This window comes from Butyricicoccus sp. AM27-36 (assembly GCF_003480945.1).
GTDB classification, from domain to species: Bacteria; Bacillota; Clostridia; order Oscillospirales; family Butyricicoccaceae; genus Agathobaculum; species Agathobaculum butyriciproducens.
Genome location: NZ_QUJR01000001.1, coordinates 613,418 through 639,290, shown reverse-complemented (window position 1 = coordinate 639,290; position 25,873 = coordinate 613,418). Strand labels below are relative to the sequence as shown.

37 protein-coding genes are annotated in these 25,873 nt (G+C 57.9%); 2 read left to right on the top strand and 35 right to left on the bottom strand.

Going from position 1 to position 25,873, the window contains the following annotated elements:
- Positions 1-9: 9 nt before the first annotated feature.
- The 18 genes from DW724_RS03225 to DW724_RS03140 form a co-directional block, all read right to left on the bottom strand.
- A complete protein-coding gene (locus DW724_RS03225; protein ID WP_118760635.1) occupies positions 10-735 on the bottom strand; it encodes a LysM peptidoglycan-binding domain-containing protein in 726 nt (241 codons plus the stop codon).
- Positions 735-2,588, bottom strand: a complete 1,854-nt coding sequence (locus tag DW724_RS03220) for a tape measure protein (RefSeq protein ID WP_118760634.1) — start codon at positions 2,586-2,588, stop codon at positions 735-737. The genes DW724_RS03225 and DW724_RS03220 overlap by 1 nt, the downstream gene beginning before the upstream one ends.
- Before the next feature lie 181 nt (positions 2,589-2,769).
- A complete protein-coding gene (locus DW724_RS03215; RefSeq protein WP_118760633.1) occupies positions 2,770-3,195 on the bottom strand; it encodes a phage tail assembly chaperone in 426 nt (141 codons plus the stop codon).
- Positions 3,196-3,210: 15 nt separating this feature from the next.
- Positions 3,211-3,687 (bottom strand): phage tail tube protein, encoded by a 477-nt coding sequence (locus DW724_RS03210; RefSeq protein WP_188885548.1) that lies wholly within the window; start codon positions 3,685-3,687, stop codon positions 3,211-3,213.
- A gap of 14 nt (positions 3,688-3,701) precedes the next feature.
- On the bottom strand, positions 3,702-5,024 hold the full coding sequence (locus DW724_RS03205) for a phage tail sheath family protein (RefSeq protein ID WP_118760632.1): 1,323 nt from the start codon (positions 5,022-5,024) through the stop codon (positions 3,702-3,704).
- Complete coding sequence (locus DW724_RS03200; protein ID WP_117490472.1) at positions 5,025-5,207, bottom strand: hypothetical protein; 183 nt, start codon at positions 5,205-5,207, stop codon at positions 5,025-5,027.
- A complete protein-coding gene (locus DW724_RS03195; RefSeq protein ID WP_118760631.1) occupies positions 5,197-5,619 on the bottom strand; it encodes a phage tail terminator family protein in 423 nt (140 codons plus the stop codon). The genes DW724_RS03200 and DW724_RS03195 overlap by 11 nt, the downstream gene beginning before the upstream one ends.
- On the bottom strand, positions 5,616-6,062 hold the full coding sequence (locus DW724_RS03190; RefSeq protein ID WP_118760630.1) for an HK97 gp10 family phage protein: 447 nt from the start codon (positions 6,060-6,062) through the stop codon (positions 5,616-5,618). The genes DW724_RS03195 and DW724_RS03190 overlap by 4 nt, the downstream gene beginning before the upstream one ends.
- Complete coding sequence (locus DW724_RS03185; protein WP_118760629.1) at positions 6,062-6,427, bottom strand: hypothetical protein; 366 nt, start codon at positions 6,425-6,427, stop codon at positions 6,062-6,064. The genes DW724_RS03190 and DW724_RS03185 overlap by 1 nt, the downstream gene beginning before the upstream one ends.
- A gap of 1 nt (position 6,428) precedes the next feature.
- Entirely contained in the window at positions 6,429-6,779 is a 351-nt protein-coding gene (locus DW724_RS03180) for a hypothetical protein (RefSeq protein WP_147358630.1), read from the bottom strand.
- Positions 6,712-6,975: a hypothetical protein gene (locus tag DW724_RS03175; RefSeq protein WP_118760627.1), complete on the bottom strand. Its 264-nt coding sequence runs from the start codon at positions 6,973-6,975 to the stop codon at positions 6,712-6,714. Before DW724_RS03175 ends, DW724_RS03180 begins: the two co-directional genes overlap by 68 nt.
- 10 nt (positions 6,976-6,985) lie before the next feature.
- Positions 6,986-7,990, bottom strand: a complete 1,005-nt coding sequence (locus DW724_RS03170; protein WP_118760626.1) for a major capsid protein — start codon at positions 7,988-7,990, stop codon at positions 6,986-6,988.
- Between the two features lie 19 nt (positions 7,991-8,009).
- Complete coding sequence (locus DW724_RS03165; protein WP_118760625.1) at positions 8,010-8,615, bottom strand: phage scaffolding protein; 606 nt, start codon at positions 8,613-8,615, stop codon at positions 8,010-8,012.
- A 235-nt stretch (positions 8,616-8,850) separates the two neighbouring features.
- Complete coding sequence (locus DW724_RS03160; RefSeq protein WP_118760624.1) at positions 8,851-9,144, bottom strand: hypothetical protein; 294 nt, start codon at positions 9,142-9,144, stop codon at positions 8,851-8,853.
- Positions 9,141-10,631 carry a minor capsid protein gene (locus DW724_RS03155; protein ID WP_118760623.1) on the bottom strand — a complete coding sequence of 497 codons (1,491 nt, stop codon included), beginning with the start codon at positions 10,629-10,631 and terminating at the stop codon, positions 9,141-9,143. The genes DW724_RS03160 and DW724_RS03155 overlap by 4 nt, the downstream gene beginning before the upstream one ends.
- A complete protein-coding gene (locus tag DW724_RS03150; RefSeq protein WP_118760622.1) occupies positions 10,615-11,979 on the bottom strand; it encodes a phage portal protein in 1,365 nt (454 codons plus the stop codon). The genes DW724_RS03155 and DW724_RS03150 overlap by 17 nt, the downstream gene beginning before the upstream one ends.
- Entirely contained in the window at positions 11,973-13,361 is a 1,389-nt protein-coding gene (gene terL, locus DW724_RS03145; RefSeq protein ID WP_118760621.1) for a phage terminase large subunit, read from the bottom strand. The genes DW724_RS03150 and terL overlap by 7 nt, the downstream gene beginning before the upstream one ends.
- Complete coding sequence (locus DW724_RS03140) at positions 13,354-13,758, bottom strand: terminase small subunit (RefSeq protein ID WP_118760620.1); 405 nt, start codon at positions 13,756-13,758, stop codon at positions 13,354-13,356. Before DW724_RS03140 ends, terL begins: the two co-directional genes overlap by 8 nt.
- Positions 13,759-13,888: 130 nt before the next feature.
- On the opposite strand from DW724_RS03140, the gene DW724_RS16355 reads away from it, so the two are divergent.
- Complete coding sequence (locus DW724_RS16355) at positions 13,889-14,467, top strand: DUF4231 domain-containing protein (RefSeq protein WP_118760619.1); 579 nt, start codon at positions 13,889-13,891, stop codon at positions 14,465-14,467.
- Here DW724_RS16355 and DW724_RS03130 read toward each other — a convergent pair.
- Positions 14,431-14,643 (bottom strand): hypothetical protein, encoded by a 213-nt coding sequence (locus tag DW724_RS03130; RefSeq protein WP_118760618.1) that lies wholly within the window; start codon positions 14,641-14,643, stop codon positions 14,431-14,433. The genes DW724_RS16355 and DW724_RS03130 overlap by 37 nt on opposite strands.
- Before the next feature lie 33 nt (positions 14,644-14,676).
- On the opposite strand from DW724_RS03130, the gene DW724_RS03125 reads away from it, so the two are divergent.
- Positions 14,677-15,093, top strand: coding sequence for a TIR domain-containing protein (locus tag DW724_RS03125; RefSeq protein WP_442861249.1), 417 nt, complete (start codon positions 14,677-14,679; stop codon positions 15,091-15,093).
- 249 nt (positions 15,094-15,342) lie between these two features.
- Here DW724_RS03125 and DW724_RS03120 read toward each other — a convergent pair whose 3' ends face one another.
- From DW724_RS03120 to DW724_RS03050, 16 genes are all read right to left on the bottom strand, one after another.
- Positions 15,343-15,750 (bottom strand): hypothetical protein, encoded by a 408-nt coding sequence (locus DW724_RS03120; RefSeq protein ID WP_118760616.1) that lies wholly within the window; start codon positions 15,748-15,750, stop codon positions 15,343-15,345.
- Positions 15,751-15,754: 4 nt separating this feature from the next.
- Positions 15,755-16,021, bottom strand: coding sequence for a hypothetical protein (locus DW724_RS03115; RefSeq protein WP_118760615.1), 267 nt, complete (start codon positions 16,019-16,021; stop codon positions 15,755-15,757).
- Between the two features lie 44 nt (positions 16,022-16,065).
- Positions 16,066-16,455: a beta-sandwich lipoprotein gene (locus DW724_RS03110; RefSeq protein WP_118648008.1), complete on the bottom strand. Its 390-nt coding sequence runs from the start codon at positions 16,453-16,455 to the stop codon at positions 16,066-16,068.
- Positions 16,452-16,625, bottom strand: a complete 174-nt coding sequence (locus DW724_RS15535) for a hypothetical protein (RefSeq protein ID WP_158580197.1) — start codon at positions 16,623-16,625, stop codon at positions 16,452-16,454. The genes DW724_RS03110 and DW724_RS15535 overlap by 4 nt, the downstream gene beginning before the upstream one ends.
- Complete coding sequence (locus DW724_RS03105) at positions 16,622-16,894, bottom strand: hypothetical protein (RefSeq protein ID WP_118760614.1); 273 nt, start codon at positions 16,892-16,894, stop codon at positions 16,622-16,624. The genes DW724_RS15535 and DW724_RS03105 overlap by 4 nt, the downstream gene beginning before the upstream one ends.
- Positions 16,887-17,174 (bottom strand): DUF3846 domain-containing protein, encoded by a 288-nt coding sequence (locus DW724_RS03100; RefSeq protein ID WP_118760613.1) that lies wholly within the window; start codon positions 17,172-17,174, stop codon positions 16,887-16,889. Before DW724_RS03100 ends, DW724_RS03105 begins: the two co-directional genes overlap by 8 nt.
- A 9-nt stretch (positions 17,175-17,183) precedes the next feature.
- Positions 17,184-17,378: a hypothetical protein gene (locus DW724_RS03095; RefSeq protein ID WP_118760612.1), complete on the bottom strand. Its 195-nt coding sequence runs from the start codon at positions 17,376-17,378 to the stop codon at positions 17,184-17,186.
- 14 nt (positions 17,379-17,392) lie between these two features.
- A complete protein-coding gene (locus DW724_RS03090; RefSeq protein ID WP_118760611.1) occupies positions 17,393-17,917 on the bottom strand; it encodes a hypothetical protein in 525 nt (174 codons plus the stop codon).
- Positions 17,904-18,167: a hypothetical protein gene (locus DW724_RS03085; protein WP_118760610.1), complete on the bottom strand. Its 264-nt coding sequence runs from the start codon at positions 18,165-18,167 to the stop codon at positions 17,904-17,906. The genes DW724_RS03090 and DW724_RS03085 overlap by 14 nt, the downstream gene beginning before the upstream one ends.
- Positions 18,168-18,178: 11 nt before the next feature.
- Positions 18,179-18,475 (bottom strand): hypothetical protein, encoded by a 297-nt coding sequence (locus tag DW724_RS03080; RefSeq protein ID WP_118760609.1) that lies wholly within the window; start codon positions 18,473-18,475, stop codon positions 18,179-18,181.
- A 1-nt stretch (position 18,476) separates the two neighbouring features.
- Positions 18,477-18,875, bottom strand: coding sequence for a RusA family crossover junction endodeoxyribonuclease (locus DW724_RS03075; protein WP_118760608.1), 399 nt, complete (start codon positions 18,873-18,875; stop codon positions 18,477-18,479).
- Between the two features lie 292 nt (positions 18,876-19,167).
- On the bottom strand, positions 19,168-21,417 hold the full coding sequence (locus tag DW724_RS03070) for an AAA family ATPase (RefSeq protein WP_118760607.1): 2,250 nt from the start codon (positions 21,415-21,417) through the stop codon (positions 19,168-19,170).
- Between the two features lie 10 nt (positions 21,418-21,427).
- On the bottom strand, positions 21,428-23,005 hold the full coding sequence (locus DW724_RS03065) for a DEAD/DEAH box helicase (RefSeq protein WP_118760606.1): 1,578 nt from the start codon (positions 23,003-23,005) through the stop codon (positions 21,428-21,430).
- Between the two features lies 1 nt (position 23,006).
- Complete coding sequence (locus DW724_RS03060; protein WP_118722275.1) at positions 23,007-23,480, bottom strand: DUF669 domain-containing protein; 474 nt, start codon at positions 23,478-23,480, stop codon at positions 23,007-23,009.
- An 18-nt stretch (positions 23,481-23,498) separates the two neighbouring features.
- The gene (locus DW724_RS03055; RefSeq protein WP_118760605.1) at positions 23,499-24,572 is read right to left on the bottom strand and encodes an ATP-binding protein; all 1,074 of its coding nucleotides are present in this window, start codon (positions 24,570-24,572) and stop codon (positions 23,499-23,501) included.
- A complete protein-coding gene (locus DW724_RS03050; RefSeq protein WP_118760604.1) occupies positions 24,572-25,873 on the bottom strand; it encodes an AAA family ATPase in 1,302 nt (433 codons plus the stop codon). The genes DW724_RS03055 and DW724_RS03050 overlap by 1 nt, the downstream gene beginning before the upstream one ends.

The window sequence follows — 25,873 nt, the reverse complement described above, 5'->3', positions numbered from 1 at the left end:
CTCCCCTCCTTAACTCGGCAGCTTGAGCACGGTACCGGGGTAGATCCACCAGCCGTTACTGCTGCTTGATCTACCGTATTTCTTCGCTGCGGCTTCAATGGCAGCCTTGTTCAGATTATAGATAGACTGCCACTTAGTACCGTTCCCCAGCTTCACCCGGGCAATGTCCCACAGCGTATCACCGGACTTGACGGTATACGTCTTGCCGGCCGGTGCGGTTGTGGTGTCGCGCTTCTGCGTGACGGTCGCTTTCTTGGTGCCGCTGCTGCTGCTCTCGCTTTTCTTGAACTCGATCAGCTTGGTCTTGACATCCACATAAGTCAGCAGTTCGATTTTCGCCATCACGTCAACGCCGTAGCTACCGGCATCCTCGCTCAGTTCGTAGCTTTCCAACGATACCATGAGCGGCTTGTCCGGGTCGTTCGTCATCAGCAGATTGCCTGCGTCATCCGTGCGGATAACCAAAAACTCGAACGGCTTGCACTCGCGTTTCAGCTTTTCCAGCAGTGACATATAATACTGCGCCGGCTGGTAGCCGTTCGGGTAACAGGCAAACGGGTATTCCCTGTTCGGCAGGAGCGCATTGAAGCTGTACTTACTCAATCCGGGTGTCTTGATGATGTTGCGCTGCCCCTCGTTGATGAGGTTGATGGTCTTGTTCTGGTTGCTGATCTTGATGGTCAGCGCACTCGGCGTAACCGGAAGGCGCACACCGTCCATGTAAAACTCGTACATCAGATATGCACCCCCTCTGCACTGGTGACAAGCGCCTCGGTGACCTTGGCTTCCAACAGATTGACTACGCCGTCCAGATCCATCTCGTTCGAGATGTTGTTGTGGTTGACCATTTCCACCTTGATCTCGGCGGTGGTGTACTTGTTGATGACCTGCCGCTCGGCAATATCGCGCAGCAGCTTGATGTCGTCCGAGGATACGCTCACATCGTCCGCAATCTGTGCGGTGTTGTCCGCGATGTTGGACAGCAGGCCCGTTGCCGGATCGTCCGGCAGGTCAAGACCCAGCTTTTCGGAGATGCTGTTCTGGAGGTTTGCGCCCCAGTTGTAACCGTTGGCGTAAGCCGTTGAATACTCGATCTTCTCCTTGTGCTTCACGTACTCCGTCCACCCGGACTGATCCTTGATCTTCTGAATGCTGTCGGTGTAGCTGTCGTAGAATGTGTCCAGACCGCTGGTGATATTGATCTTCACGCCCGGAATAAGATTGATGAGCTTCTCGATTGTCCTCACCATACCGCGGATGACGCCGACAACATACTGGCTGAGCTGCAAAAACAAAATCTCAATCGACGCAATCGGGTGCTGGAACACGTTGCCGAGGAAGTTGATAAGATCGGCAATCACGTTGTAGACCGGCAGATAGAACATATTGTAGACAAACGCGCCTGCCATCGCAAACAGGCCGCAGATCACGCCGACAGCGCTCGTCGTTTCGTTCTTCGCCCGGTTCGTGTAGTTGATGTACGCCGCGATCACGCCGATGAGAATGATGATCGAGCCGATAATCAGCACGATCGGGTTGAGCGACATGACCGCATTGAGCATTTTCTGCGCGGCTGTCAGCGCCTTCGTAGCCGCAGCGCAGATCTTTGTCCAGTTCGCCGCTACCGCAAACAGCGCAAAGGCTGCCGCGGCCGCAAGCACCAGCGGACCAATGATCTCGATGTTGTTCGCCACCCAGTTGATGGCTTCGAGCAGCGGCTGCAAGGCCATGATCGCCATATTGCTGGCCTGCGTCCAGACGTCCGACCAGGTGAGCGGAATCTCGTTGAACTTCTGGTTGGTTTCCTCCGCCGAGGACAGCAGCGCGGACTTGACAACGCCCGCCGTCAGCTCGCCCTCCTGCGCCATGCTGCGGATCTCACCGACCGATACGCCGAGGTAATCCGCAATCGACTGAATGATGGTCGGTGCCTGCTCGAATACCGAGTTCAGCTCCTCGCCGCGCAGGACACCGGAACCCATCGCCTGCGTGATCTGCAGCATGGCGGCGGCCTGTCCCTCTGCCGAGGTGCCGGCGATCTTGAACTGCTTGTTCAGCTGCTCGACAAACGCGATCGTTTCCTGATTGCTGCTGAATGCGTCACCGGCCAGCAGACCCATCTTCGCGACCGCATCCGCCGTAGCGTTGTACGCGCCGCGCGAACGCATAGCCGACTGATAGATCAGCTCCTGCAGGTCGGCGGTGCTTTGCAGACCGTCGTTCATCAGATTCAGACGCGCCGTGGTCTGCGTCATTTCGTCCGACATACTCACGATACCGCTCACCAGCTTGGAGCCGAGGAACGCGGTGCCCAGCTTTTTAAGTGAGGCCGTCAGGTTTTCCGCCGGCGGCTGCGCCGAGGTCATGCTGCTCCGCAGCTCCTCGACTTCGCTCACGGTTCGGGTGAGTTCTTCGCGCACACCCGTCAATTCGCTGTTAAATTGTGAATAAAGACCGGTCGGTGCAGCCTGTTCGGTCAGGCTCTGCATCCGTTCAAACCGGTCGTTGACCGTACTCAGGCTGGACGAAATACGGCTGAGTACATTACTCATGCCATCGCGCAGCTGGACGGTGTTGGATAGTGCCATAGAACTCACCTCCCTCGTTTCGTCTTATCCAGCGCCTTTTCCTCTTCCTCACCTCGCACAATGCACGAAGCTGTGATAAAGGCTCTCTCTTCCGTCGGCAGGCTCAAAAATGCGGACGGCAGGATGTGAAGCTCCTGCAGGCAGAAATGTGCGACGGAAGCCTCGTCATCCCCGTCCCGAATCAGTTTTTTGCCTGTTCCACCAGATCAGGAGCATCACCAAAGCCGCAGATGTCGAACAGCTTTTCCGTGTAGTTCGTATACTCGCCCGGCGTCAGCATGGCCGAGATCAGCTCCTCGGCGCATTTCACGCCGTAGCTGTCCTGCAGTTCTGCGTCGTTGAGGTTCGGATAAACCGTGCAGGCGGCTGCCAGCTTGGCAAGGTACAGCACGTTGTCGAATTCCTGACGGAAGCTGCCGCGCTTGCCCGGCACCTGTACGCGGTACTGGCAGTCGCGGCGCAGTGTTTCGTCCTCGCGCGAGGAAATGCAGCGCACCTCCCACTCGAGCGGCTTGCCGTCCTCATCGGTGAAGCGGTCAGACACGACCAGCTTCACGTTTTCAACCTGCTTGGCGTTCTGCGCCAGAAATGCGGTAAGATTACCCATTGTACAAATTCCTCCTTATTCCATACCGGACAGTTCGGTAAACTCCTCGGGCATATCCCAGCCGTCGAACGTACCGGAAAGCTCCTCGTCAAGCAGACTGTCGCCTGCGTCGAACTTCGCCAGAATCGAACTGTCGATCAGGCAGCCGGTGTGCGTGATAGTCTGACGGCCGGCGGACGAGGACGGATCCTCATTGGACACCTGAATCTCAAACGGCGTCATCCTGCCGGTCTTGCAGTAGGTCAGGAACCAGCGGCGGAACACGCTCTGGTTAAAGTGCGCCGTGCCCTTCCACGAACCGGACCAGCCGGTCGGCTTCTTACCGATGCCGGTACGGCCGAGGATTTTCACGTCCTGCGAATTGACCTTCGCGGACGACTCAAAGCTGTACAGCTGCATCATATTGTAGCGGTTGCCGTCAATGGTGACGTAGCACTCGGCCATCGAACCGGATACCGCATCATTTGCTTCCATAACAGGAGCGTTCAGCATGACTTTTCCCTCCTTTATTCAACGATTACCTTCATGTAAAGCTGTTCCATCGCGGAAACCGGCTGTACATGGTCCTCGACCGCAACAGACTTCTTCATGTCGCCCTGCGACACGGTGACGCTGCTGCTGTCGAAGTTCTCAATGGCGCGGATGGTCTGGAGCTGGGTGTGGTGCGCTACAATGTCGCTCCACAGGCTCACGCGGCCGCTTGCGTCGTTCTGCACCTTGCCAAGGTACTTCGAGTTAAACAGGCTTGCGATGTCATTGGCGATCTGGTCGAGCACGCGCATGACCTGATTGGACGAGAAATCCGCGCTCTTTTCGTCCGTGACGGACACGAACGTGTTGATGTCGGTCAGCACGCGCGTCTGCTCACCCACACGGTGGAACGTGAACTCACCGGCCTTGATTGCCTTTTCAAGCTGGGTCTGGGTGTAATTGGTGTCGATGTCGTACTCGCCGGTGTAGGTCGAGTTGGTCATCGAGCGGTTGACCGCGCACGCGGATTCCGCGCCGGTCGTCCAGTAAACCGCCGACGGATCGTCAGATGCACCGACCAGACCGTTCTTGACGGAAATCACGCCCTCATAGTCTGCCGCAGGATAGCCATGCAGCACGCACTGGAACTTCACGCCCTGCTCATCACGCAGGCGGCGCGTCCAGTTGGCGAACAGACCCTTGACCGTGCTGTTCTTCGTGTCGCAGCCGACCGCATTGAAGCTGTACGGCTCGATCTTGTCGAGGAACGTCTGGTAAGCTGCATCCTGCACCGCGCCGGTCGTGCCGCCGGTGAGCAGCAGGCCCGCGTTCTCGGTCAGCGCCTCGCTGCCCTTCCAGTGCAGATAGTCGTTGTCGGAAAGGTCGGAAACTGCCTTAACTGCCTTCTGCGTGTCCACAAGGGTCGTGCCGAGGTAGGTCGAAACGTCGTAGACCTCGTTCGTCGATACCGTGAAGCCCTCGTTCTGCTGAATCACGATCTTCAGTTCGTTGCCGATCTTGCCCGGATACTTCGCCTCCGCGTACTTGCAGGCTGCCTTTGCACCGCCGCTGTTCAGACGGAACAGGTGCAGCGTCTTGGCATTTGCGAAGATCTCGCGCAGCGGACGCAGCTCGTCCGCCGTGTAGGCGTAGCCGGTCAGCGCAAGTGAGCCCTTCTGGAACTCGCTGTTCTCGATGGTCACGACCTCGTTCTCCGGTCCCCAGTCGAGGGACAGCGGGAAAGCCGCCGTGCCGCGGTCGCCCAGGGTCGCAGACGCGCGAGCCGCCGATACAAAGTTGATGTACGCACCGGGCAGAAGCTTGTTCTGTACGGTATACATACCGCCGCCTAAAGCCATTTAATTCACCTTGCCTTTCATAAAGTTGTCAATGAGCGCGTCAACCTCGGAAAAGGTGTAGCGCTGATCCTTGTCGAGCAGCACACCCAGCAGGTCGCGCCGCTCGCGGTATCTGTCGAAGGTCAGGAGCTGTGCGCCGGTAAACGCCGGTGCTCCTGCCTCGGTTTTGCGTTTAACTGCCATTTTCGTTCTCCGTTCCTACGGTGGTCTGCAAATTCTCCATCGGAATATCTTCCGGGATTTCCCGGACAAACTGCCGGTAGTCTGCGAAGAAGTGCAGCACCTCGTCTGTAATTTCCCACGAGAGATTGCTCCCGCGCAGGCTTTCCGTGCGCCGCAGCAGCAGCGTGAGCGTCTGTGCAGTCTCTCGGCACTGCTCCTGCGGACGGCCGTCCGACGGGAAGAACCGCACGTCCATGTGCTGCACGATCTCATGCAGGCCGGACGGGTACGGCGTGACGTCCGCACGAAGCTGCCGAATGGAGAAGCACGGCGCAGAGAAGCCCTGCTCGATACGTTCGGTGTAGATGTCGTACTGCGCCGATGGATAGACCGTGCGCAGCTTATCGACGATTTCCTGTACTACGTTAATCATTTGCCCTCCATCATGCGGCTGAGAAATTCCTCGCTTTTGGCCTTGATAAAGTCCGGCGCTTCTTTCTGGAAGTCGAGCAGACCCTCACGCAGCATATGCCTGCCCTCGACAAAGCCGTTCACAAGGCGCTTGCCGATGGCCGGAACGTACCGTCCGACCTCCTGCCGGTGGCCGTTCTCGACGTATGGTGCATACTCGATATTGTTATAAATATCCGCGTGGTACACCTTGCCGCTGCGCTTCGCCTTGGTGATGAACCAGTTGCGCCGCAGATGACCGCGGTCAACCGGTGTCAGTTCCTTGACGTCGGTCAGCAGGCCGTTCATCATCTCATCGAGCAGGCCGGTGTAGAAAGCGTCCATCTCCGGTTCGCTGGCGGCGGCCTTAATGCGTTCGTTTAAGTCGCGCAGCTCGTGAAAATCACAGCTTCCCCAGCTTGCCATTACACTCGCTCCTCTCGGACGGCGGAAAGCTGCTGGTGCGTCGGATAGACCGCGCTCTCGCCGCTGTATTTCAGCCGATAGGTCGCGCCGTACTGCTGAACTGCAATGCGGCAGCCTGCCGGAACGGTCAAGTCCGGGGCACAGTAAATCGTCGCCTGATAGCTGATCTGACCGCTGTTTGCGTCCGTCTTGCTGTCCGGTGTGCCCGAGAACGACAGCGCACACGGGATATTCTCGTGCAGCACCGCGTCCGGTGTAACAACGGTTTCGCCGCCCACTTCCTGTTTGCTTGCGCCGGTGACGGTCATCACGCCGTCATAGGTCTGCTCCAGCAGCGCACGCTCCAGCTCCGGATTGCCGAGCATACTACCACCTCATCTTTCGATAGGCGTTCAGCTGCGCCTTGTAGTCGGTGAGGAAGTCGCCTGAGCCTGCCAGTGCCGCCAGCTGTTCCGCTGCGGTTGCAAAGGAAAAGGACGTATCCCCTCTGGACACGCCCTTTGCGGCAGGCTGCATATTCTCGTTCTGGAGCTGTACGCCGTTTACCAGACCGCGCACCATCAGCGCCGCCGTGTTCGTCAGACCGTCCGGTGCTTCGGTCAGATTGCAGTAATTGCAGATCTGCTCGAGCACCAGTTCGCAGGCGAACTCAAGCGTTTCCTGCGGCAGGTTCGGCAGCAGACTTTGCGCCCGCAGCATCAGCGTTTCCCTTGTCATTTCTGCGCTTCCCCCTCGGTTTGTCCTCGGTCGGCTCGGTTTCCTCCTCGGCGGTCACGGTTTCTACGGTAAAGCCCGTACGTCCGGAGAACCAGCTTGCGAGCCACTCGTTATCCGTCTGTGCCTCACCATTCACGAACTGCACGCCGCCGATCTTGCGGTCGTACCCCTCGCTCGGTGCCTTGATCTTGTACATAGCGCTTCCCTCACTTTACCTTGAAGTTGCGCAGTACGCCGGCTGCGCGGGACTTCTTGAGCACGGTTGCCGCAACCATCTCGACATCACCGGCCTTGACCGGGCCTGCGGTAGAGAAATCCGGCAGCGTGGTCGAGATCACCTTGCCGCCCATCGGAGATACGGCGTGGAAACCGTCCAGACCCAGACGGACTGCGTACAGGTCGGTCAGACCCGTAACCGTGGTCTTAGACGAGGACGCGCCGTATTCACGCGACGTAATCGGCACGACCGGCTTTTCCTTCTTCTCGGCGGTGTCGTAGTAATACTGCATATCCATGAACGGAATGCCGTTGTAACCGCTCATCTGACGGCCGAAAGCGTCCTCGGAGTGGGTCAGATAACCGGCACGGCGGGCGCAGGAGCGGATCTTGGTCAGCAGCGCCGCATTGCCGATGAGCATAGTCGGCACGCCGTCCAGCTCGGAGAGGAACTCGTCGAGCATATCGAGCACGGTCTTGTAGTTGGTGTCGATGGCCGCCGAGGTGGACAGATCGATCGCCTTGGAGGCGTCGGCGTTGAGCTCGGTGGAGGTGCCGACAAGCAGCGTATCCAGACCGTCAAAGCCCTTGGTGCCCTTGTCGCCGTTGATGGCGGTGTAGTGGAACAGGTTGGTGGTCGCCTTGATGTGCTCCTCGAGCTGGAACTGCACCTCGTTGATCTGACCGTTTGCGGTATTCGCGAGGACGCGGTCGATCTTGAACGTACCGCCGAAAATCTTGAGGTCAACCGACTTGGTTTCGCGGTCGGCTACGGTTTCGGCGTAGTCGGCGTTGATGTCACGGAAGTCCGCGCCTGCCGGAGTCTTGAGCTGAGTGTAGCCATAGGTCAGCGTAGAGCCGCCGGTACCGGGCGATACCGAGTTGTCAAAGGTCAGTGCCTCCAGCAGCATGGAGCCGCGGCGGAACTGATCAATAACCTGCTGGTCCACATGGTTTGCCATGCCGACCTTTGCCTGTGCGAGAGTGATAGGCATTTTTCATTCCTTCTTTCTGTTAGCCGTTGGTGTTGTATACTTCTGCGAGAGCGGAACCGAGGTCGTTTACCGTGTTCGGGTTGCCGCCGGACTGCGGATTGTAGCCGCCGCCCTGACCGCCGTTCGGGTTTCCGCCCTTGTCGCCCTGCTTGCCGGACTGACCTGCACCGTCTTCCTCGAACAGCCATGCCTTGTCCTTTTTCAGACTTTCGACCTGCGCGTCAAGGCCGGTGATCTTGCCGTCCGTGCCGATCTTGATGTCGTCCATCGAGAGCGCCGCGCGGGTCAGCTGCGGATCGCGTGCATGAGCACGGGTCAGTGCCAGGTCGATCGCCGCATCACGGCGGATGTTCGCGGTGTCGGTATCGTACTTAGTCTGGAGGGTCTTGAGGTCGTCCTCCAGCTTCTTCGGGTCCTTGCCGTCCCACGCCTTGGCGGCGGCACGCAGGTCCTTGATGGTGTTGTTCGCCGTGGCCAACTCCTGCGCCTTGGTGTCCAGGTCGGCCTTGGGAACGTAAGCGCCGCCGGCGGCGTTGACGACCTCAAACTTTGCGTCCTTCGCCGCCTGCTGGAACTGCTCCCAGGTCAGTGCGCCCTTTTCAAAAAGGGTTTTGAGAAATTCCATTGTTTTTTGCTCCTTTCATCGAAAAATGGGTATGAAAAAACCACCTTGACAGTTGTCTTGGTGGTTAGTTCTTAAATTGTACGACAAAGGCGCCTCGTTTCCGAAGCGCCCTTATCGGGATCTCTGGTATTTTGGTGGGTGTGCCCCTTCCCACATTTCTTTTGACCCGGAGGGTGCGTAGCAGCACAATCTCTACTTCAAAATATCTTTTCTATCAATTTTCGCAAACAATTTGTTACGATGCCGGCCGCATGGACATCGGCAGCGCGTTCTGGTAAATTCCCATGACCTTCATGCGGAACTGCTGTTCGTTCAGCGTATCCGGGTCACCGGTGTTATGCGGATCAAAGTAGCCGCACGCATCCGGCATTTCTTCTTCCAGATAGTCGCACAGGTCAGGGTTTTCCTGCTGAAAAGCGTCATACGCATCCGAAAGCGTTGCAGGGAAATCGAACGAAAAACGCTCTGCATCGTACTCGCCGTACAGGAACTTTGCAATCATCAGCATCAGTTCATTGGTGTATTTCATAACGCAGTCCAGTCCTTTCTTGGCGTCCGCTTGACTACCACACTGACGATCTCGCCGGTGTCATCCGCCGAAATAACAGAAATGCCGTCGTAAAAACGAACATATTTGCCGTCCGGCTGTTGGTAGTTTGCGGGCTTATTCAGTATACGCAGTAATTCTTCCTTGGTGAACGTGAATTTATCCTTGCCGGTTTTCTGACCGAGCACACGGTTGAGTGCGTGCTCACGGAACGCAAATCCGGCATCGCTGAAATACTGATAGGTTTCTTTCAGCTTGGCGCGGTACTCCGGGGAATAGGTTTCGGTGCTGTCGATTTTCTCAAACAGGCGTTTGTTCTCCATCATTATCCCCCATTTCTTACTTTCAGTATACTTGATATTGCGGAATTCTTCAAGCGTTTTCGGTGCTTTTTCACCCAAGACGCGCTGATATTCTTCCCACTCGGTTTTGTCTGCGTCCCCATCAACATACTTCTTCCGCCATTCCTCATATGTCAATTTCTTCTCGACATACTCGGTCTTGCCGGTCGTGGGGTTTCTGGCTGCACGCTTACTGCCAATCCGGAACTCCGTCACCGGAACGGTGGTACACCGGCAGCGCGGATGCAGCGGCGGATAGTTAATGCCGGTTTCATGCTCCGCAAGCGGAAACTCGCGCTGATCCAGAGCACCGCACACTGCGCAGGTCTTGAGGTCGAGCGCCGCCTCGAACCGATAGGACTTGACGCCGGTTTCCCGATAGCCCCGTTCGGTCGCCTCAGCGGCGATATGGGCGCTCTCGGTGTGGATGAGCGTTGCCGCGCGGCTCTCGGACACGCCCATGTGCTTGGCAAACTCTTTCGTCATGCGGTCGAGCGAGTCGCCGCGGACAAAGCCGCGTGAGAGCGTCTGCATCAGCTCACGGGTCAGCTTGTCCTTGTCTGCCCAGATGCGTGAGGAAAACTCACTGCCGAGCCACGGCGCGGCGAGTATCTTCTCGACCGTCTGCGGGTCAATGCGAGCGAATGTGCTTGCAACATTCATCTGCTGACTGACGGCGTACACCGTGCGGTAGTAGGTGTCGGTGTAACGCTCCTGCAAATGGTCACGCAGCACATCGCGCTGAGAGCCGAACAGCTCCCTCATCCGCAGTTCAACCTGTGTCTGCAACGCCTGTAAGCGTGAGATGCGCGACCGGAGATAAACCTCCTCCAATTCCTTGTCAAAGCCGCCAGCAAGCGCCTTGTCGCGGAACTCGTCCAGTGACATCCGGAAGTCCTCCAACTCTGCATCCCGCAGTAGCCTGCGTGCGTCTGCCATGCTGACGCTTTCGTTTGCGGTGTATCTGGCGTAGAACAGGGTCAGTTCGCGGTCAAGCTCATGCAGAATGCGCTCGTACTCACGGCTGACGCGGCGGCACAGGTCATCGTCCTCGCGTTTCTGCTTTTCGGCCAGCTCGATGGCACGCTTGCGCCAGTAGGCGCCGTTCAGCTTATCCGCTGCTGCCATCGCCTACACCGTCCTTTGGCGGAAACTGAAACTGCGGCTGCTTCTCGGCTGCCGCCTGCTGTTCCTTTTCCAACTGCTTTTGCTCGCTCTCGGCATCGTCTACCCACGGATGGTTTGCGAGGATGGTTCTGTCCGAGATAATGCCGACCGACTGCTGCGCGATCTGTGCGGTTTCAAGGTCGTTCTGGACCATGTTGCGCGTCCAGGTCTGGAGAATGCGTTTCGGCTGTGCGATACCCTCCAGTCGGCAGATAGCGCGTACCAGCTCGGCGAAACCGCTGCGGAACTGCGTTTCCAGCATCACGGCCTTGAGCTCCAGCAGACTGTACAGGTACTTGAGCGCCACACCGGACGAGTTGCCGAAATTCTCAGGGTTCGGGTCAACGCCCATGCCGGAAACGAAGATCTGACGGCGGGTTCTTTCGAGGAAGGCGTTCCGCGCCTCAAACGGGATCTCCGCGCGAATGGTGTCCACGCCGCCGTCCCCCTCGACCTTGATGAGCTTGCTCTTTTTGAGGTCGCTCATGAACTCGGTCTTGTCCGTGCCGCCGTAGTTCTTGATGACGAAGATGACCTCCTGTACGTCCTCCATATCGTTGGCGAAGCCGGAAACCACCTTGTCGTAGGCGTCGATCAGGTCGCGGTACAGCGGCAGGTCGCCCCGCCGGTCGGCGTTGTTGTAGAACGGGATAAACGGCACCGCGCCGAGGCCGTGCCGCAGCTCCTGCCCGACTTCCGGATATTCGAAGTAGGTGTAATTGCCGGACACGCCGTTCTGACGGTAGAACCGGCAGGTCGTGTCATCCCAGTATTCGCACACCTGCACGGTCTGACCGCTCTGCGGGTCGAGCATGGTGTAGCAGCGCAGCACGCCGACGAGGTCGCTCTCCAGTGTACCGGAGAACACCGGCACAATCTGTTCCGGGTCTACGGTGTGGTAGCGGAACCTGCCGTCTGTGCCGCGCCAGTAATGCAGCCAGCCGACCGAGGTGTTGCTCGCGTCAATGCCGAGCTGCATGGCCGTTGCAGTGTACTGATCTCCGAGAATCTCTGCGATTCGCTCGTTGGCGGTCTTGTTCCCCACGTCAAACACCGGCGGGTAGCTCAGCGCGTAGGAAACCTTCTGCGTCACGAGCAGATTATGCCACGAGTGCGAAATGCGGTTGTCCGCGAGGTGCAGCGGATTGCCGAGCGCCTGTTCGGTCTCTGCCTGCCGCTGCAAAACGCTGTTGTCCTGCTTGATGCGGTTGACGTTGCTGTAATAGCGCCGCGCCTCGTCCGCCTCGCGGATGAACTGCCCGTGCCCCTGCAAAAGCCGCTGAATCGTGCGGCTGTTCACTTTCACCATACGCTGACCCCTCCTTTCCTGGTAAACTGCTCCGCAACGCCGGTTGTCGCGTCGGGAGCGTCATCGTGGGCGTTTTTGCCCTCTTTCTGATAATGCAGCATTGCTTTCGCGTACTCCGGCCAGCGGTCACGCCAGTTGACCGGATAATAAATATGATCCTGCACCCACGTCGAGTTGGTGAGGATACGCGCGACCTTGTTTTCGCTCTGGTGGAACCACTCCACACGGCAGCGGTTGGAACCAAGCCGTTTTAGCTGCTCCTGCACGTTGCGGGCAAAGCCGCGGCCGCCGTTGTTGCTCTCGATTTTCGCAAGGTTTACGCCGTGCGCCAGCAGCCGCCGTGCGGTTTCCGGCTCGGTGATCTCCATCGGGTCCTTGGTGTAGTAGATGTCGAGCACATAGGCCTCGTGGTTATACTCGCCGTAGATGATGCTGCACAGATAGTCCGCGCCGGTGTCCGCCGTGTCGGTGTAGCTGCGGATATGCGTGAACAGCGGCCTGCCGTTTGCATCGCGCGGAATGTCCGTGTAGGTCTTGAAGCTGCTGTACAGACGGCCTTTCAGGTCGATCGGCTGCTGCTGGTAGTTCGCGCTGGCGATCTCCTCGCTCATCGTGCGAACCTTGTCCTCGTAGTCCTCACGGGTGAGAACCGCATCGCACAGCATGGTACCGTCGTCCTGCAAGGCTTTCATCGTGATGAGTTCCGCATCCGGCCAGTGCTCCAGCGCACGGCCTGCGAGGTCGCCGGTCGCCCAGCGCGTCATGATGATAACGATCTTGTAGCCGGTTTCGGTTCGGGACAGCATGGTGTCCGTGAACCACTGCCACTGCTTGTCGAGTGCACCCTCGTTGAACGCTTCCTCGGCTTTCTTGATCAGGTCATCGAGAATCAGCTTGCGTGCGCCGAAGCCGGTCGCCGTGCCGCCAGGAGAGGTTGCGAGGTAGCTTGCGTACTGCCCCTCGAGCGCCCACTTGCCCGCAGCGGCCTCGCCGTACTTGATGCGTGTCGCCGGAAAAATGTCCGAGAACACAATGCGGTTCGGGTCGAATTTTTCCTCCGCAATGCCGTCACGGACTGCCCGTGCGAACGTTGTAGACAGCGTTTCGTTGTAGCTGCCGGTCATGATCTGCTCGGACGGATCGCGCCCGAACAGCCACTGGCTCAGCAGCACCGCCGTGCGGCTCTTGCCGTGGCGCGGCGGCATATTGACCACCAGTACCTTGCGGTCGCTCTCGCAGAACGCCTGCAAGCGCCTGCACAGCGTTTTGAGGTACGGCCTGTCCTCGCGGTAGAAGTCCGGCGCCATCAGCTTGCAGAACGACCAGAAATCACGCCGGGCAAGCTCTATGCGAGCCGCCCTGCGAATGCGAGGGTCAACCATCGTCCGCCAGCTTCCGCAGCTCCTCTGTGGTCAGACCGGCAAGCGGGTTTTCCACCTCGAGAGTGCCGGAGTGCTCGATTTTCTGCACAAACGCGCCCGCCGCCTTGGCTCTCAGCTCTGAAGCCTTGAGCCGGTCCTTGGTTTCCTCGCCCTTGTCACGCATGACGTTCGTCCAGAAGGCGTTGATCTCCTCCATGTCGGCAATGCGCGGCGTTTCAAGCAGCTTGTCGCGGTCTGCGATGAAAACAGCAAGTTTCCGCAGGTTTTCACTGCCGATGGACTGAAATCCGTTGTCATCCCTCGCCTTGTATCCGGCAAGCCGCGCCGCTTCTGCCGCCGTCTTGCCCTGCTTGTAATAATCCACCCAAGCCTGCTGCTTGGCTGTCAGTTTGCTCACGTGCTCACCGTCCTTTCTGAAAATGGGTAAAAGAAAACCGCCTACGAAGTAGACGGTTTACAAATTGTTCGATTGTGTAATCTGGAATTTTATGCTATACTAATAGTACCCTATCTATAGGAGGAGTATCATGCCTAATTTACGAGAACGCATTCATGGATTTATACATCCATCTCACCAATCCACATATTCACCTTCATCGAATTTTCAGGATTATCTATCTGTATTCGATACCAATTTCGAAAAATGGTACGTTAAAAACCGCATTTTAGATCAAATTGATTGGTATAATAAGAAAGCTGTCCAAGCACAGTCTGATTTTAAGCATTGGTCCGTAGCATCCATCGTTTTAAGCGCGATTATTCCTATCTTAACTCTCTTATCAGATATGCTATCATGCCGAGGGATCAATATTTTAATAGCCATTATCAGTTCAGGTGTAACTGTTATTTCTGCAATATTATCCCTATATCATTTTCAAGACTTATGGGTTCGCTATCGAAGCAACTGTGAAATTCTGCAAAGCATATTACACCGGTATTTGACACACACAGGCGAATTTCAAAATTTGTCCGTCAGCGAAGCGTTTAATATACTTGTGGTTTCTTGCGAAGAGTATATGACCAAAGAATTTCAAACTTGGGTCGCCGCTAACGCTCCTCGTTCTCAGAGTCAAGACTCCACATCCGATTCATCGCACAACTCGTAGGTTTTTTCAAAAATATCGGGCTTACATGGGTATTGTTCTCCATTGACCCCAGTAATAATATAATCCCCTACAGAAGCTATCATATCCCCTTCAAGAGTGTGTATTGTCATTTTTTTATCCGTCCTGTATGCTTTGACAATCACCGGTTTTTTTCGGTACTTCTTAGTTTCAGGCATAGTAAACCTCCTAAATACGAAAGGATGATTTTTTTGGCATTATATAATATCTTCATCAGTCACGCATGGAAATATTCTGATGACTACAAAAAAGTGGTTTCCTGGTTAAATGAAGCTCAAGACGAAGGACTCTTGACATGGAAAAATTATTCTGTACCTGTGCATGACCCCTTAATTGATCCTACTCAGCCAGCCGGTAAAACCACCTTAAAAAACCTTCTGAAAAATCAGATTAGTCCTGCGTCCAAAGTAATCATTATTTCCGGTATGTACGCCGCACACAGTGAATGGATTGACTTTGAAATTGACACTTCTACCGATTATGACAAATATATCATCGGTTTGAAGCCCTGGGGACAGCAGCGGATTCCCTCTAAAGTGCAGGATAATGCAACTGTAATGGTGGGCTGGAACAAAGATTCCCTGATTAACGCTATTCTAAACAGTTAACTCCCATCACAATACACACTCTTATCCCTTGAATAGTCGAAGTATATGACTTCGGCTATTCTTTTTTGCTCATATTACCGTATTATATTATATTTGTCAAGCTGGCACGAAAAAGCACCCTTGTTTCCAAGAGTGCCTTTCCGGAGGTGTTCCAAACATGAAGCAGGAGAAACGCGGGACCTCGGTTTCATTCCCGCTGAACTTCATGATACCAGTATAGCACGGAACAATATGACATACCATGACATCCTATGCCATTCTTGCGATAATTGGTTCGGCGGTGTGCAATGCCTGTCCATGCAGGCGCATCACCTGCCGCCACGAATAATTCAGGTCAACCGCGATTTTCTCCCACTTCTCGAAGTTTAAGTACCGCTTTGTGAGAAGTGTCCGCAGAGTCGTATCCGGCACCTGCGCGATAACCGCCGCGATCTCCTGCTTGATGCCAATGAGCTTGTCGATCTGGGCATCCACCTGTGCGGCAAAGTCGGCGTAGCGGCTCAGGCCGCCGTCTGAGGCACCGCCGCCGCCCGGTGCACCGCTCACCGATGCCACGCCGGACACGCAGCGGTCATACGCCCGGCGCTTGGCACTCTCCAAAGCCGTAATCTCGCGGTCGAGTGCCCACCCGCGGTTCAGCCAATCTTTTGTTGTCATAATCCTACCTCAACGTGATTCCGTAGTCTTCGAGTTCCTTTTCGAGATCGGCGATCGACACATAGCCTTTGGAAACGCTGTCCGCGAGGTAGTTTACCTCGTCCCAGACCCGCCGGAGCCGTGTGTAGCCGAAGCCCTCCTTATCCCGCAGCGCCGAGAAAAAGATTGCCCATGCTGTTGTTACCGCCTCGTTCTGCGCGGCTATCTTTGCCTTGTTGACGTCCGCCAGTGTCGCCGGACGCCTGTGCGGATTGACCCGCTTTTTCTTCATTGCCGTACCTCCATGCTAAGTAGCGCCGAACCTTGTCGCTGTATTTAGTCATGCGACGTCACCGTAACCGGAATGATCATCTCCGGCAGGAAATTCACCTCGTAGTGGAACTTGTCCACGTAAGCGCCACTGACGTCCTCCACAACGTAGATCGTCCAGTCGTTGAGGTACACAAGGTGTTTCTTGTAAACGCCCTGCCCGGTCTCGACAGTCACCTCCAGCTCGTTCTCGCTGTTGTTCGAGATGGCGAAGTTGCCGATCAGCTCAAACACCGGCTTGTCCGTACGCGCGTTGATGACTTCCAGACGGCGCGTGACGTTGAAATTGTCCGCCTCCTTCGAGATGTTGTACGCAACGCGCTCGCTCTCCCTGCAGGCCGACAGACTACACATCATAGCACCGCAGAGCAGTGCCGCCATGATTTTCTTTTTCATTTTTGTTCCTCCATGTATTTTCTCATAATTTGAACCGCCATGCGGCAGGCTTCGTCGCAGGCGACCATCATCTTCTCGTGGCCGTGCAGACCGCCATAGTATTCGATCTCACCAAGGGCTGCTGCTGAGGTCTCAGGATCAAGGATCCGTATAGCTTGTTCAATCGTCATTCTGTTCCTCCGTCCAGCTTCGCCCCGCAGTTGGGGCAGTAAGGCTTGCCGTACTCTTTCGAGAAATTCCGGCAGCGGGTGCACTGCTCCTCATAGTTTCCCGTTTCCAGATTGAACCGTCCCGTGCCCCACCGCCCATGCACCACCGGCACAACGTCGGCGGCAGGCAGCATCTTAATCTTAGCCATGTACCAGCTCGGATAATGCGCGTCCGGCGGTTCCCTTAAGATTGCATCCAGCGCGGATTGCTTCTCAATGTATTCAGCCATGCCGCAGCACCTCCACAAAGCCGTCAATCGGCGAAACGTCACAGAACTCCTCGCCCTTAGTGCCGACGATGAGCACCGTACCTACAACATCCACACCGCACACACGGCCGTTGTCCGACAGGCCGAGGATACGGCCCTCCTCATTGCAGATCAGCGCTGCGCCGTACGGCAGCGTGATGACCTCGATGTAACCCTCGACCTCGGTCTGCAAGGCTGCCAGCGTGTTGTCGATGTCGATCAGTTCCGGTTCACAGCCGGGCTTTTTACGGATTGCTTTCATATCTTCCTCCTACTTCAAATACCGCTCGATCGGCTCAAACGGAATGGTGAACTGCACATTGCCGTCGTTGATGCTCAGTGTCTTGCCGATTTCATCGTTGGTGATGATGCAGTCGAACGTTTTCGGCACCATGAATGGCGATCCCGATACATTCACGCCTCCGCTGACACGGACGTGCAGGTTTTTGATTTTCTTTTTCTCCATGCCTCATTCTCCTCTCAGTGCCTCTGCGGCATTTTGATCATCTTCCACAGAACAGCTACGCTCTCCTTGACCGCACTGCTGCTCCGTGCCCGATTCAGGATTTCCACCTGACGGTTATAATGCGCCTGACACAGCTTAAAGCCGGGCTTGACCGGATTGCTGCACCAGCAGCAGATCCCGGGTGCTTTGGCGCTCAACTTGCGGTTTCTGCGGCGGCGTGTACAATTCGTATTCTTGATGTTGCACTCATAGCAGCGCACATAGCCTTTCTGTGCAGGCTTGCCGCACCGCACGCAAAGTCCCGCCGCCTTACGCTGTTTGTAGAGCGCCTTGCCGCTCTGACGGACACGGCTGCGTACCTGCTCTTTCTGCTCCTCGGTCATGCTGTCCCATCGCACTAATCTGCGTATATTCTGTTTGTCAAGGCAGTTCAGACAGCACACACGACCTGGTGCAGCCTTTTCTTTTCCGCAATTCGGGCAGATGCCGTGCGACTTAAAGAACTGGTAGTCCGACATTGCCTGTTCAGCTGTCCTCATTACGACCCCTCCAGACAAATTTACTGTAATCCTCATCGCACTTATCGCAGAACGCCATGTACTCCTCGTTAGGCCGGTACACCGGCTTACCGTCGGCGCAGCAGTGCGCGCACATCTCACACGGGTCTGCATCGCCGGACACCAGCAGCCGCATATCCTGTTCCATGTCATTGAGCTGCTTCTCCATGCACTCGGCATGAGCCACCGGTGCAGCCTTAACCGGCTCCCCACAGAATTTACATTTTGCCATTGTTCTCCTCCTCAAAACATCGTTTCAACTTCCCCGACGATCTTCTTCACCTCGGGGTTCTCGCTTTGCCGCAGCAGCTTCATTGCCGTACCGGCACGCAGCCACTCGGCCTCCTGCGCGAGGTTACGCTCGTAATCTTTTTTCAGCTCCTGCTTATACGCCACGCCCTCGTTGCGGGTCAGGCCGCCGTGAAAGTGCAGCTCATACAGCAGCCGCAGTGCCAGCCAGATCATGCGCTCGGCGGGTGTCAGACCGTCCGGCTCGGGTTTGCGGTCGTATGCCCGCTGGTTCATCTCCTCAAAGTCCATATCAGCCCTCCACCGGCTCGATGTGAATCCAGATGCCGGGCGTGTCCGCCCAGAATTTCTCCGTGATCTCCGAGCACACCAGCGCATCGTCCGTCCAGAAGTGCTCGGCGGTCATGCAGTCCTTGAGCAGCTTCTGCAGGTTGTCCGTATCCGGCTTTGTCGTGCGGTAGCTGCCGTTCGGGTGCTTCCCCCGCGGGAACAGCCACTTCACTACGAGCCGCACGCCGCCTGTATACGGCTGTTCCGGCCGGTGCTGACCGAGATAGGCGCACAGCTTAGCGCGTGCGGCGGCGAGCGCCTGCGGCTCGTAGAACTGCGGCTTGCCATGTACCACCCGCACCTGCTTCTCCTGCGCCGTACACGTCGGCGGGCGCATCGCCATGAAAAACTGCGTTACCATTTTCTTCTTATCTCCTCTCGCGCGACGGGTCCAGTCGTGTGTGCGCTCTCCAACCATCTGTGAGGGGCGCCTTCAAAGCCCCCTCACATGGTGAGTGCGTTCACACACTGACCCACCTGGTTGTGTCACCTGTGACATTGCCAAAAATATATACGTAGTATATATATGGTCGTGGCGACACTGCCGCCATGACCTAAAATCAAGGTCGTGTCACAGGTTATGACAACAGCGCCACCACCTAAAACGCAAGGTCGTGTCAAAGGTCGTGACACTCTTGCCATGACCTTAAATTTCAGGTCGTGTCATTCAAGATTTTGCCAGTATTTTTATCTATCGTATATCCGTAGTCCTTGACCCAGCGGTAGACTGTCCGCTGTGCCGGTGCCTGCATTTCCCCGTCCTCGTTCTGCTCGGTGTAGTATTCGATCATGTCCTGCACCGTCGGTGCATCCCCACCCAGACACAGCGCGTTGTACGCCGTGTCAAACGCTTCCTTCTTGCTCTGCTTCGCCTGCTTTGCCTTGCCCTTGCGGGCCTTTGCGCCGCGCTGCCATGCCGGAGCAGCCTCGTCCGGATTGATGTCCTGCAAAGCGCCGTTGCCGTCCAGCCGGTGCACCGGAAACTCGAACCACAGGTTGACCGGCGGGAACTTCGGGAACTCGCGCAGCGTGCCCTCGATGCGCCACGCCGTCCGCGCCTGCACCTCTTTTCTCGTGTCCGCGATGCGGTCGAGCAGGTGATTGTAGTCCACGCCGGAGAGCAGCCGCTTGCAGGCATCCATGGCGGCACGCTGGCTGCACAGGTCGTCCTGCGATACCTCGTCGCTCTCTCCTGCTGCCTCGAGCGCCGCGCCGCACACACGGCAGACGGCGTTGTTCTCCATCTGGGTGCGTAAATCGTCCGACACCTCGAGCTCGATGAGGTCGAGCAGCGCATCCGGGTCGCGGGCGAACACGCCGGAGCCGCTCGCGCGGTCCATCGAGCGCTTGCCGCCCTGTGCACCCTTGGAATGGTGGTGACAGTAGATGGTCGCGCAGCCGAGTTCGGTGCACACCTTGTCAAACTGGTTGCAGAAGTTCGCCATCTGGTCGGCGGAGTTCTCGTCGCCGGTGATGACCTTGTAAATCGGGTCGATAATGACCGCGATGTAGTCCTTCTTGACCGCTCTGCGAATGAGTTTCGGCGTGAGCCTGTCCATCGGCACGGACTTGCCGCGCAGGTTCCAGATGTCGATGTTGCCGAGGTGCTCAGGCTTCCAGCCGAGGCAGCCGTACACGTCCCTGAAGCGGTGCAGGCAGGAGGCACGGTCGAGCTCGAGGTTGACGTACAGCACTCTGCCCTGTGCACAGTCAAAGCCGAGCCAGCTTTTGCCCTCCGCGATGGCGATGGTCAGCTCGATCAGTGCGAACGACTTGCCCGCCTTGGACGGTCCGGCAAGCAGCATCTTGTGTCCCTGTCGGAGCACGCCGCCGATGAGTGCCGGAGCCAGCGGCGGCATCTCGTCCCAGACCGCGCTCATGCTCTCCGGGTCGGGTAAATCGTCCGTTGCGCTCTCAATGAACTCGCGCCACTCGGCAAAGTCACTCTTGCCGATGTTGGTGTCGATGAGGAACTGCTTGTGCCCCTTTCGCATCACGCCCGGCATACGCGACAGGCGCGACGGATTGCGGTTCTGCTGGTCGAGTTCCAGACCGTTCTTGCGGCAGACCGTGTACAAGTATTCGACCCGCTTGCGGTACTCTGGGTAGTCGGGTGCATCAATGTGAACGATGGCGTGCACGCTCTTGCCGCCCGAGTGCACCAGACACGCCACCGGCAGCTCCAGCTCGCGGATGAGCGCGTTCTGGCGGTCGATGTCCATGCCGTCGCACTCGACGAGCGCGTAGCGGAACGCGGTGACGTTCTCGTTGCGGATGCCCTTGCCGTCGAGCGGGTTGAAGCGGATCCACGCGCCGACCGCCGGGTCGTAGTCACCGAGCACGCTGCCGATGTCGTCGCCGCAGGCAGAGAGCGCCTGCACCAGCTGACCGGCGGTTCGTGCCCAGTCGCCCTTGGTCGGCATGGCCTTGCCGTCCTCGTTCGAGAACGAGCGGGTGACGTAGCCGACGTGCTCCTCGCTGTCGAACAGCGTTTCGAGGTAGGTGATGAGCTGCTGCGCCGGATGCCATTCGGCGGGTTCGGCAATCTCCTGCGCTTCGACCCAGTGCGGGTCAATCACGCGGTAGGGTTCGTTCCCGCCGATCTCATCGTCCCAGCCGAGTTCACAGTCGCCGCCGTTCGGCTGCCAGCCGCCTCGCTGCGCCATCTGCACGATGGTCCCCGCCGTGATGGGCGTGTCCGTGCCGCGAAAGCTGTCCCACTTGCGGGCGCACTCGCCGGTGCGGTAGCGCCCGCCGTCCCGTCTTGACCAGTCCTCCCACAGACCGACGGGATAGCCTGCTTCTTTCAGTCCCATGCCGACGCCGACCCACTCGCTGTACGAGAGTTCTCTCGGGTCGATGTAGTCCAGCGCCTGCCGGAGATCGAGTTCGTCCTGTTTCATTTATCCTCCATTATCCCATGTAGGTTTTCGGGTCGATGCCGCGCGGAATGCGCCAGCCGTTGGCGGCAATGCGGTCTATGAGCTGCTTTGCCTGCTCAAACTGCCAGGTGCCGACGTGCTCAAAGCCCTTGCCCTCCAGAAAGCGAATCTGCTTGGGCGTTGTCAGACCCTCGGTGCGGCGTGCCGCCAGACGGTCGAGCAGCTTTGCCGCCTTGCCCGCGCATTCGATCTCGTCCGGGCGGATGCCCCACTTTTCCAGTGCGCCGAGCTGCTTTTCGCTCGGCGGCGCGATCTCCCAGCCGAATGCGGGCGTGTAGCCTGCTAAATCCTCCGCCTGAATGGACAGCTCAAACTGTAACGGGTCCACCAGACGGCGCTTGCGGCTTTTCATCTCCGCCAGCTGCTTGGCGAGGGATTCCTCGCGCTGCTGCACGACGTCGCTCTCGGCCTGCTCGGCGGCTTCCAGAATGTCCACCGGACCGCCCTGCTCGGCTGCACTCTCGGTCATGCTTTCGGCCACCTCGGCGGTTTCGCAGACCAGATGCGCCGGTCGGCAAAGCTCGTGCCGTTCGGTGTGCCACAGGAAATCCAGCAGCAGCAGGTCGGTCTTGCCGGGAAACAGGCGCGTGCCGCGGCCTACCATCTGGCTGTACAGGCTGCGTACTTTAGTCGGGCGCAGCACCACAACGCAGTTGACGCTCGGGCAGTCCCAGCCTTCCGTGAGCAGCATACTGTTGCACAGCACGTTGTACTCGCCGCGGTCGAACGCCGCAAGGATCTCCGCACGGTCGGGCGATTCGCCGTTCACTTCTGCTGCACGGAAGCCGCGCGAACACAGAATATCGCGGAATTTCTGGCTGGTCTTAACGAGCGGCAGGAACACAACGGTCTTGCGGTCGGCACAGGTCTTTGCCATCTCGTCCGCGATCTGGTAGAGGTACGGGTCGAGCGCACTGTCGAGGTCGCCCGGCTTAAAGTCGCCGGACTGCACGCCGACACCGGTCAAATCCATTTTGAGCGGCACGGTCAGCGCCTTGATGGGCACGAGGTAGCCCTCGCGGATTGCCTTTGTCAGCGAATACTCGTAAGCCAGCGACTGAAACACGCTGCCGAGGTTTCGCATATCACCTCGGTCGGGCGTTGCGGTTACGCCGAGCACCTTTGCGCTGTCGAAGTGATTCAGGATACGTCCGTAGCTGTCGGATACCGCGTGATGCGCTTCGTCGATGATGATGGTGCCGAAGTAGTCCCGCGGGAACGCCGCTAAGCGCTTGGGCCGCATGAGGGTCTGCACCGAGCCGACCGCTACACGCAGCCAGCTGCCCAGACAGCTCTGCTCGGCTTTCTCGGTCGCGCAGGAAAGTCCGGTCGCGGTGTGCAGCTTGTCGGCGGCCTGATCGAGCAGCTCACCGCGGTGCGCGAGGATGAGCACGCGGTCGCCCTGCCGTACCCTGTCCTCGGCGATTTTTGCAAAAATGACAGTCTTGCCGCAGCCGGTGGGAATAGAAAGCAGGGTGCTGTCGTCACCCTGCTCCCAGCGGTTTTCGACCGCTTCACGCGCCGCCTGCTGATACGGTCGCAGTTCCATATTAGAATGCTCCCGGCGTAAAGCCGCCCGCCTGCTGCATGGACGGCGCACCCAGCGGATCGAGGAACTCGTCCAGATCGTTGGTTTCGCGGTCTGCGCCGGTCTTGTCCTTGTAAGTACGCTTGGTGATGCGGCAGCGGCCGGTCTTGCCGGTGACGGCTGCCCAGTTCATACGCAGCTTTTCGCCATGCTGACGCAGACCGATGGACGTGAAGAACTGGCACAGCTTCCACTCAAAGCGCTTGAGAAGAAACAGGTTGACGTTCATCTCGCTCTCGCCGTCCGGCGCATCCACGCGCAGGTGCAGGATAGCCTGATTGCACGGCGCTACCTTTTCGCTGCCTGCGTAGCGGGCACGCTCAAAGCCCAGTACGGTAAACGGGTACTCGCCCGGCTCGAGCACACGGCGCGGACTGCCCTCGTTTTCGATCTCGTCTTCCCAGCCGAGCTCCTGATCCAGAATGTTGTCGTTCATAATGATTGTCCTCCTTGATTAAAACGGAATGTCCTTGCGCTCTTTCAGAATGACCTGATAGAGCTGATCCCACGCACCGATCAGGCAGCCGTTGACGAAATCCGCCGGATAGTCGGTGATCTCCATGCCGAGCGGGAAATATCCCTTGGCGGAAACGGCGGTCTGAATATCGGTCGCGGTGACGTTGTTGGCCTGCATCAGGTCGCGCAGCGCCTGCGGGATACCTGCCGGAATGTCCGGCACAGTGCCGTCCGGTTTCGCCGGTTCGCTTACTGCCGCCTGTGCGGGTGCATCGGAAACGTCCTTACACTTATCCGGCGTTTCGTCCGCAGAATTGACCACAATCGGTTCATTCGGTTCAGTAATTGACCGAATATTTTTTTCGTCCCCGATGATATGGGCGATTCCGGCATAGTCGAACGGCATCTCGCCGGGCAGGCCGAAGCGGTTCTTCGCATCCCAGCACGGGTGATGGGTGGTATACATCCGGCGCTCGCCGCCCTGTCCCTTGGTCTTGCCGTTCTCGGTCTTGACGGCGAACGTTTTGTAGTTGGCAAACAGCACCATGTCCGCCCACTCCTTGACGAGCGGCGCGGTCTTGGCGGACAGCTTCATCTCCCAGCGGTCGTATGCGCCGAGCTCGTCCGGCTGCTCAAATTTCCGCATCTTGGCGTGCGCCGTCACGACTACGTTCACACCGCGCTCGACCAGCTCGTTCAGCGTATTCAGCAGGGCGCCGAACTCCTCCATCAGATAGGTGTAGCCCTTGCCGTAGCCGAACTCCTCGATGCTCTTTTTCTGCGCCTTGTCGCAGACGTAGCGGCTGCACAGCAGCTCCGCCCAGTCCATCGTGTCGATGATGAGCGTGCCGCACAGGCTCGGGTCGGCAATGCACTCCTTGACCAGACCGAGCAGCATGACCCAGCTGGTCGGCTTAGGCGTGCGAGCGACGTCCATGTGCTTGGTGCCGCCCTCAGTGTCGATGAACAGCGGATTCGGGAACTGTGCGGCAAACGTAGACTTGCCGATGCCCTCCGGACCGTACACGACAACCTTGAGCGCGGTCTTCTGTTTTCCGCGGATGATCTGCATTAAAATGCACCTGCTTTCCATGTACTCTGCGGCTCGTCAGGTAAAGGCTGTTCCTCGCCCTGCACATAGCCGTCCTCGATGATGATGGAGCACTCGTCGCCGGTCGAAACGCGCGTTGCGATGGCCTGTAAGCCCTCGCTCTCCAACCACGCGCCGAACTCACGCAGCGTGCCGAGGTCCATCTGCTCCAGCTTGTCCAGCAGGACGAAGCCGCACTGCGGTTTCAGGCAGCGCACAATGGCGGTCGCCACCCGCAGCTGCTCACTGCCGGACATATTATCCCATTTCTGGCCGTGATAGGTCAGTGCGCCGTCCGCAACACCGAGGCCCTCCATCGGCAGCTTGGCGCCGTCCAGCAGCGCGCGCTTGTCCTCGCGGAGCTGTTCAATGTCGGCGGTGAGCGTGTCGTACTGCTGCTGATAGGCGCGGGCATCTTCCTCGGCCTTTTCGCGGTTCAGGTTGTCGCGCACCTTGGCGTTGATGGTTTCGATGTCGGCAATGCTGCGCTCCAACTCCTCGGTGCTCTCGTCCACAAGCTGCTCGGCGGTCTTGCGTGCGGTGGCAAGGTCAGCCGTCTTGGCGGTGAGTTCGTCCTCGGCGGTTTGCAGCTGACGGTGCAGCTCATCCACACGCGCGGTCAGGGTGCTCACCTGCTGCTCGAGCAGGCTTGCCATCGCCCGCTTGCTCTGGTTCTCGCCGTTGCGGGCAAGGATTGCCTGCTGCTGACGAATGAGGTCACTTGCGGAGATGAGCTCGTCCGGTGCATCCGGCCAGTACGGCTGCTCTTTCGCGTACTTTGCTTTCTGGTCGGCAATGCGGCCAATGGCAAGGCGCTCGTTGTACTGCTCCTGCTCTTTGCGTTCCAGTGCGGCAAGCTGTTCGCCCACGCCAATGATGCGGAGCAGCGTGTCCGCCTTTTCGTGGTCACTCGCCTGCATAAAGCGCGGCAGATCGAGTGCAAGCTGCTCGATAAAGGCGTTCAGCAGCTGCTGTCCGGCCTTGCTGCCCGACGGGTCGATGACCTTGAGGTCGCTGTTCTTGCCGCGGCGCTCGACGATCAGGCCGTTGGACAGCGTGACCTTGATGTGCGGCGGAATCGTGCTGCCCTCACGGGTCGCCATAGAGGGACGGAAGCGGTCGCCGCCGAGCGCCCATGCGATCGTGTCCAGCAGCGAGGTCTTGCCCTGGTTGTTGTTCCCGCCGATGATGGTCAGGCCGGTTGCGCTCGGATGCAGCTGCACCGCACGCACGCGCTTGACGTTCTCCGCCTCGAGCGAGGTGATCTTGATGGGGTCGGTCAT

Excerpts from the sequence above, each read along its gene's own strand:
- DW724_RS03110 (WP_118648008.1), bottom strand. The coding sequence starts at position 16,455 with ATGAAAAAGAAAATCATGGCGGCACTGCTCTGCGGTGCTATGATGTGT.
- DW724_RS03160 (WP_118760624.1), bottom strand. The coding sequence starts at position 9,144 with ATGAAATACACCAATGAACTGATGCTGATGATTGCAAAGTTCCTGTAC.
- DW724_RS03210 (WP_188885548.1), bottom strand. The coding sequence starts at position 3,687 with ATGCTGAACGCTCCTGTTATGGAAGCAAATGATGCGGTATCCGGTTCG.
- DW724_RS03165 (WP_118760625.1), bottom strand. The coding sequence starts at position 8,615 with ATGGAATTTCTCAAAACCCTTTTTGAAAAGGGCGCACTGACCTGGGAG.
- DW724_RS03120 (WP_118760616.1), bottom strand. The coding sequence starts at position 15,750 with ATGACAACAAAAGATTGGCTGAACCGCGGGTGGGCACTCGACCGCGAG.
- DW724_RS03220 (WP_118760634.1), bottom strand. The coding sequence starts at position 2,588 with ATGGCACTATCCAACACCGTCCAGCTGCGCGATGGCATGAGTAATGTA.
- terL (WP_118760621.1), bottom strand. The coding sequence starts at position 13,361 with ATGGTTGACCCTCGCATTCGCAGGGCGGCTCGCATAGAGCTTGCCCGG.
- DW724_RS03225 (WP_118760635.1), bottom strand. The coding sequence starts at position 735 with ATGTACGAGTTTTACATGGACGGTGTGCGCCTTCCGGTTACGCCGAGT.
- DW724_RS03175 (WP_118760627.1), bottom strand. The coding sequence starts at position 6,975 with ATGTACAAGATCAAGGCACCGAGCGAGGGGTACGACCGCAAGATCGGC.
- DW724_RS03050 (WP_118760604.1), bottom strand. The coding sequence starts at position 25,873 with ATGACCGACCCCATCAAGATCACCTCGCTCGAGGCGGAGAACGTCAAG.
- DW724_RS03075 (WP_118760608.1), bottom strand. The coding sequence starts at position 18,875 with ATGGTAACGCAGTTTTTCATGGCGATGCGCCCGCCGACGTGTACGGCG.
- DW724_RS03150 (WP_118760622.1), bottom strand. The coding sequence starts at position 11,979 with ATGGTGAAAGTGAACAGCCGCACGATTCAGCGGCTTTTGCAGGGGCAC.
- DW724_RS03085 (WP_118760610.1), bottom strand. The coding sequence starts at position 18,167 with ATGGCAAAATGTAAATTCTGTGGGGAGCCGGTTAAGGCTGCACCGGTG.
- DW724_RS03080 (WP_118760609.1), bottom strand. The coding sequence starts at position 18,475 with ATGGACTTTGAGGAGATGAACCAGCGGGCATACGACCGCAAACCCGAG.
- DW724_RS03090 (WP_118760611.1), bottom strand. The coding sequence starts at position 17,917 with ATGAGGACAGCTGAACAGGCAATGTCGGACTACCAGTTCTTTAAGTCG.
- DW724_RS03185 (WP_118760629.1), bottom strand. The coding sequence starts at position 6,427 with ATGCTCGGCAATCCGGAGCTGGAGCGTGCGCTGCTGGAGCAGACCTAT.
- DW724_RS03180 (WP_147358630.1), bottom strand. The coding sequence starts at position 6,779 with ATGACAAGGGAAACGCTGATGCTGCGGGCGCAAAGTCTGCTGCCGAAC.
- DW724_RS03060 (WP_118722275.1), bottom strand. The coding sequence starts at position 23,480 with ATGAACGACAACATTCTGGATCAGGAGCTCGGCTGGGAAGACGAGATC.
- DW724_RS03200 (WP_117490472.1), bottom strand. The coding sequence starts at position 5,207 with ATGGCAGTTAAACGCAAAACCGAGGCAGGAGCACCGGCGTTTACCGGC.
- DW724_RS03155 (WP_118760623.1), bottom strand. The coding sequence starts at position 10,631 with ATGGCAGCAGCGGATAAGCTGAACGGCGCCTACTGGCGCAAGCGTGCC.
- DW724_RS15535 (WP_158580197.1), bottom strand. The coding sequence starts at position 16,625 with ATGACGATTGAACAAGCTATACGGATCCTTGATCCTGAGACCTCAGCA.
- DW724_RS03065 (WP_118760606.1), bottom strand. The coding sequence starts at position 23,005 with ATGGAACTGCGACCGTATCAGCAGGCGGCGCGTGAAGCGGTCGAAAAC.
- DW724_RS03130 (WP_118760618.1), bottom strand. The coding sequence starts at position 14,643 with ATGCCTGAAACTAAGAAGTACCGAAAAAAACCGGTGATTGTCAAAGCA.
- DW724_RS03195 (WP_118760631.1), bottom strand. The coding sequence starts at position 5,619 with ATGATTAACGTAGTACAGGAAATCGTCGATAAGCTGCGCACGGTCTAT.
- DW724_RS03215 (WP_118760633.1), bottom strand. The coding sequence starts at position 3,195 with ATGGGTAATCTTACCGCATTTCTGGCGCAGAACGCCAAGCAGGTTGAA.
- DW724_RS03190 (WP_118760630.1), bottom strand. The coding sequence starts at position 6,062 with ATGGCAAGCTGGGGAAGCTGTGATTTTCACGAGCTGCGCGACTTAAAC.
- DW724_RS03105 (WP_118760614.1), bottom strand. The coding sequence starts at position 16,894 with ATGGCTGAATACATTGAGAAGCAATCCGCGCTGGATGCAATCTTAAGG.
- DW724_RS03115 (WP_118760615.1), bottom strand. The coding sequence starts at position 16,021 with ATGAAGAAAAAGCGGGTCAATCCGCACAGGCGTCCGGCGACACTGGCG.
- DW724_RS03095 (WP_118760612.1), bottom strand. The coding sequence starts at position 17,378 with ATGGAGAAAAAGAAAATCAAAAACCTGCACGTCCGTGTCAGCGGAGGC.
- DW724_RS16355 (WP_118760619.1), top strand. The coding sequence starts at position 13,889 with ATGCCTAATTTACGAGAACGCATTCATGGATTTATACATCCATCTCAC.
- DW724_RS03170 (WP_118760626.1), bottom strand. The coding sequence starts at position 7,990 with ATGCCTATCACTCTCGCACAGGCAAAGGTCGGCATGGCAAACCATGTG.
- DW724_RS03055 (WP_118760605.1), bottom strand. The coding sequence starts at position 24,572 with ATGCAGATCATCCGCGGAAAACAGAAGACCGCGCTCAAGGTTGTCGTG.
- DW724_RS03205 (WP_118760632.1), bottom strand. The coding sequence starts at position 5,024 with ATGGCTTTAGGCGGCGGTATGTATACCGTACAGAACAAGCTTCTGCCC.
- DW724_RS03100 (WP_118760613.1), bottom strand. The coding sequence starts at position 17,174 with ATGAAAGCAATCCGTAAAAAGCCCGGCTGTGAACCGGAACTGATCGAC.
- DW724_RS03070 (WP_118760607.1), bottom strand. The coding sequence starts at position 21,417 with ATGAAACAGGACGAACTCGATCTCCGGCAGGCGCTGGACTACATCGAC.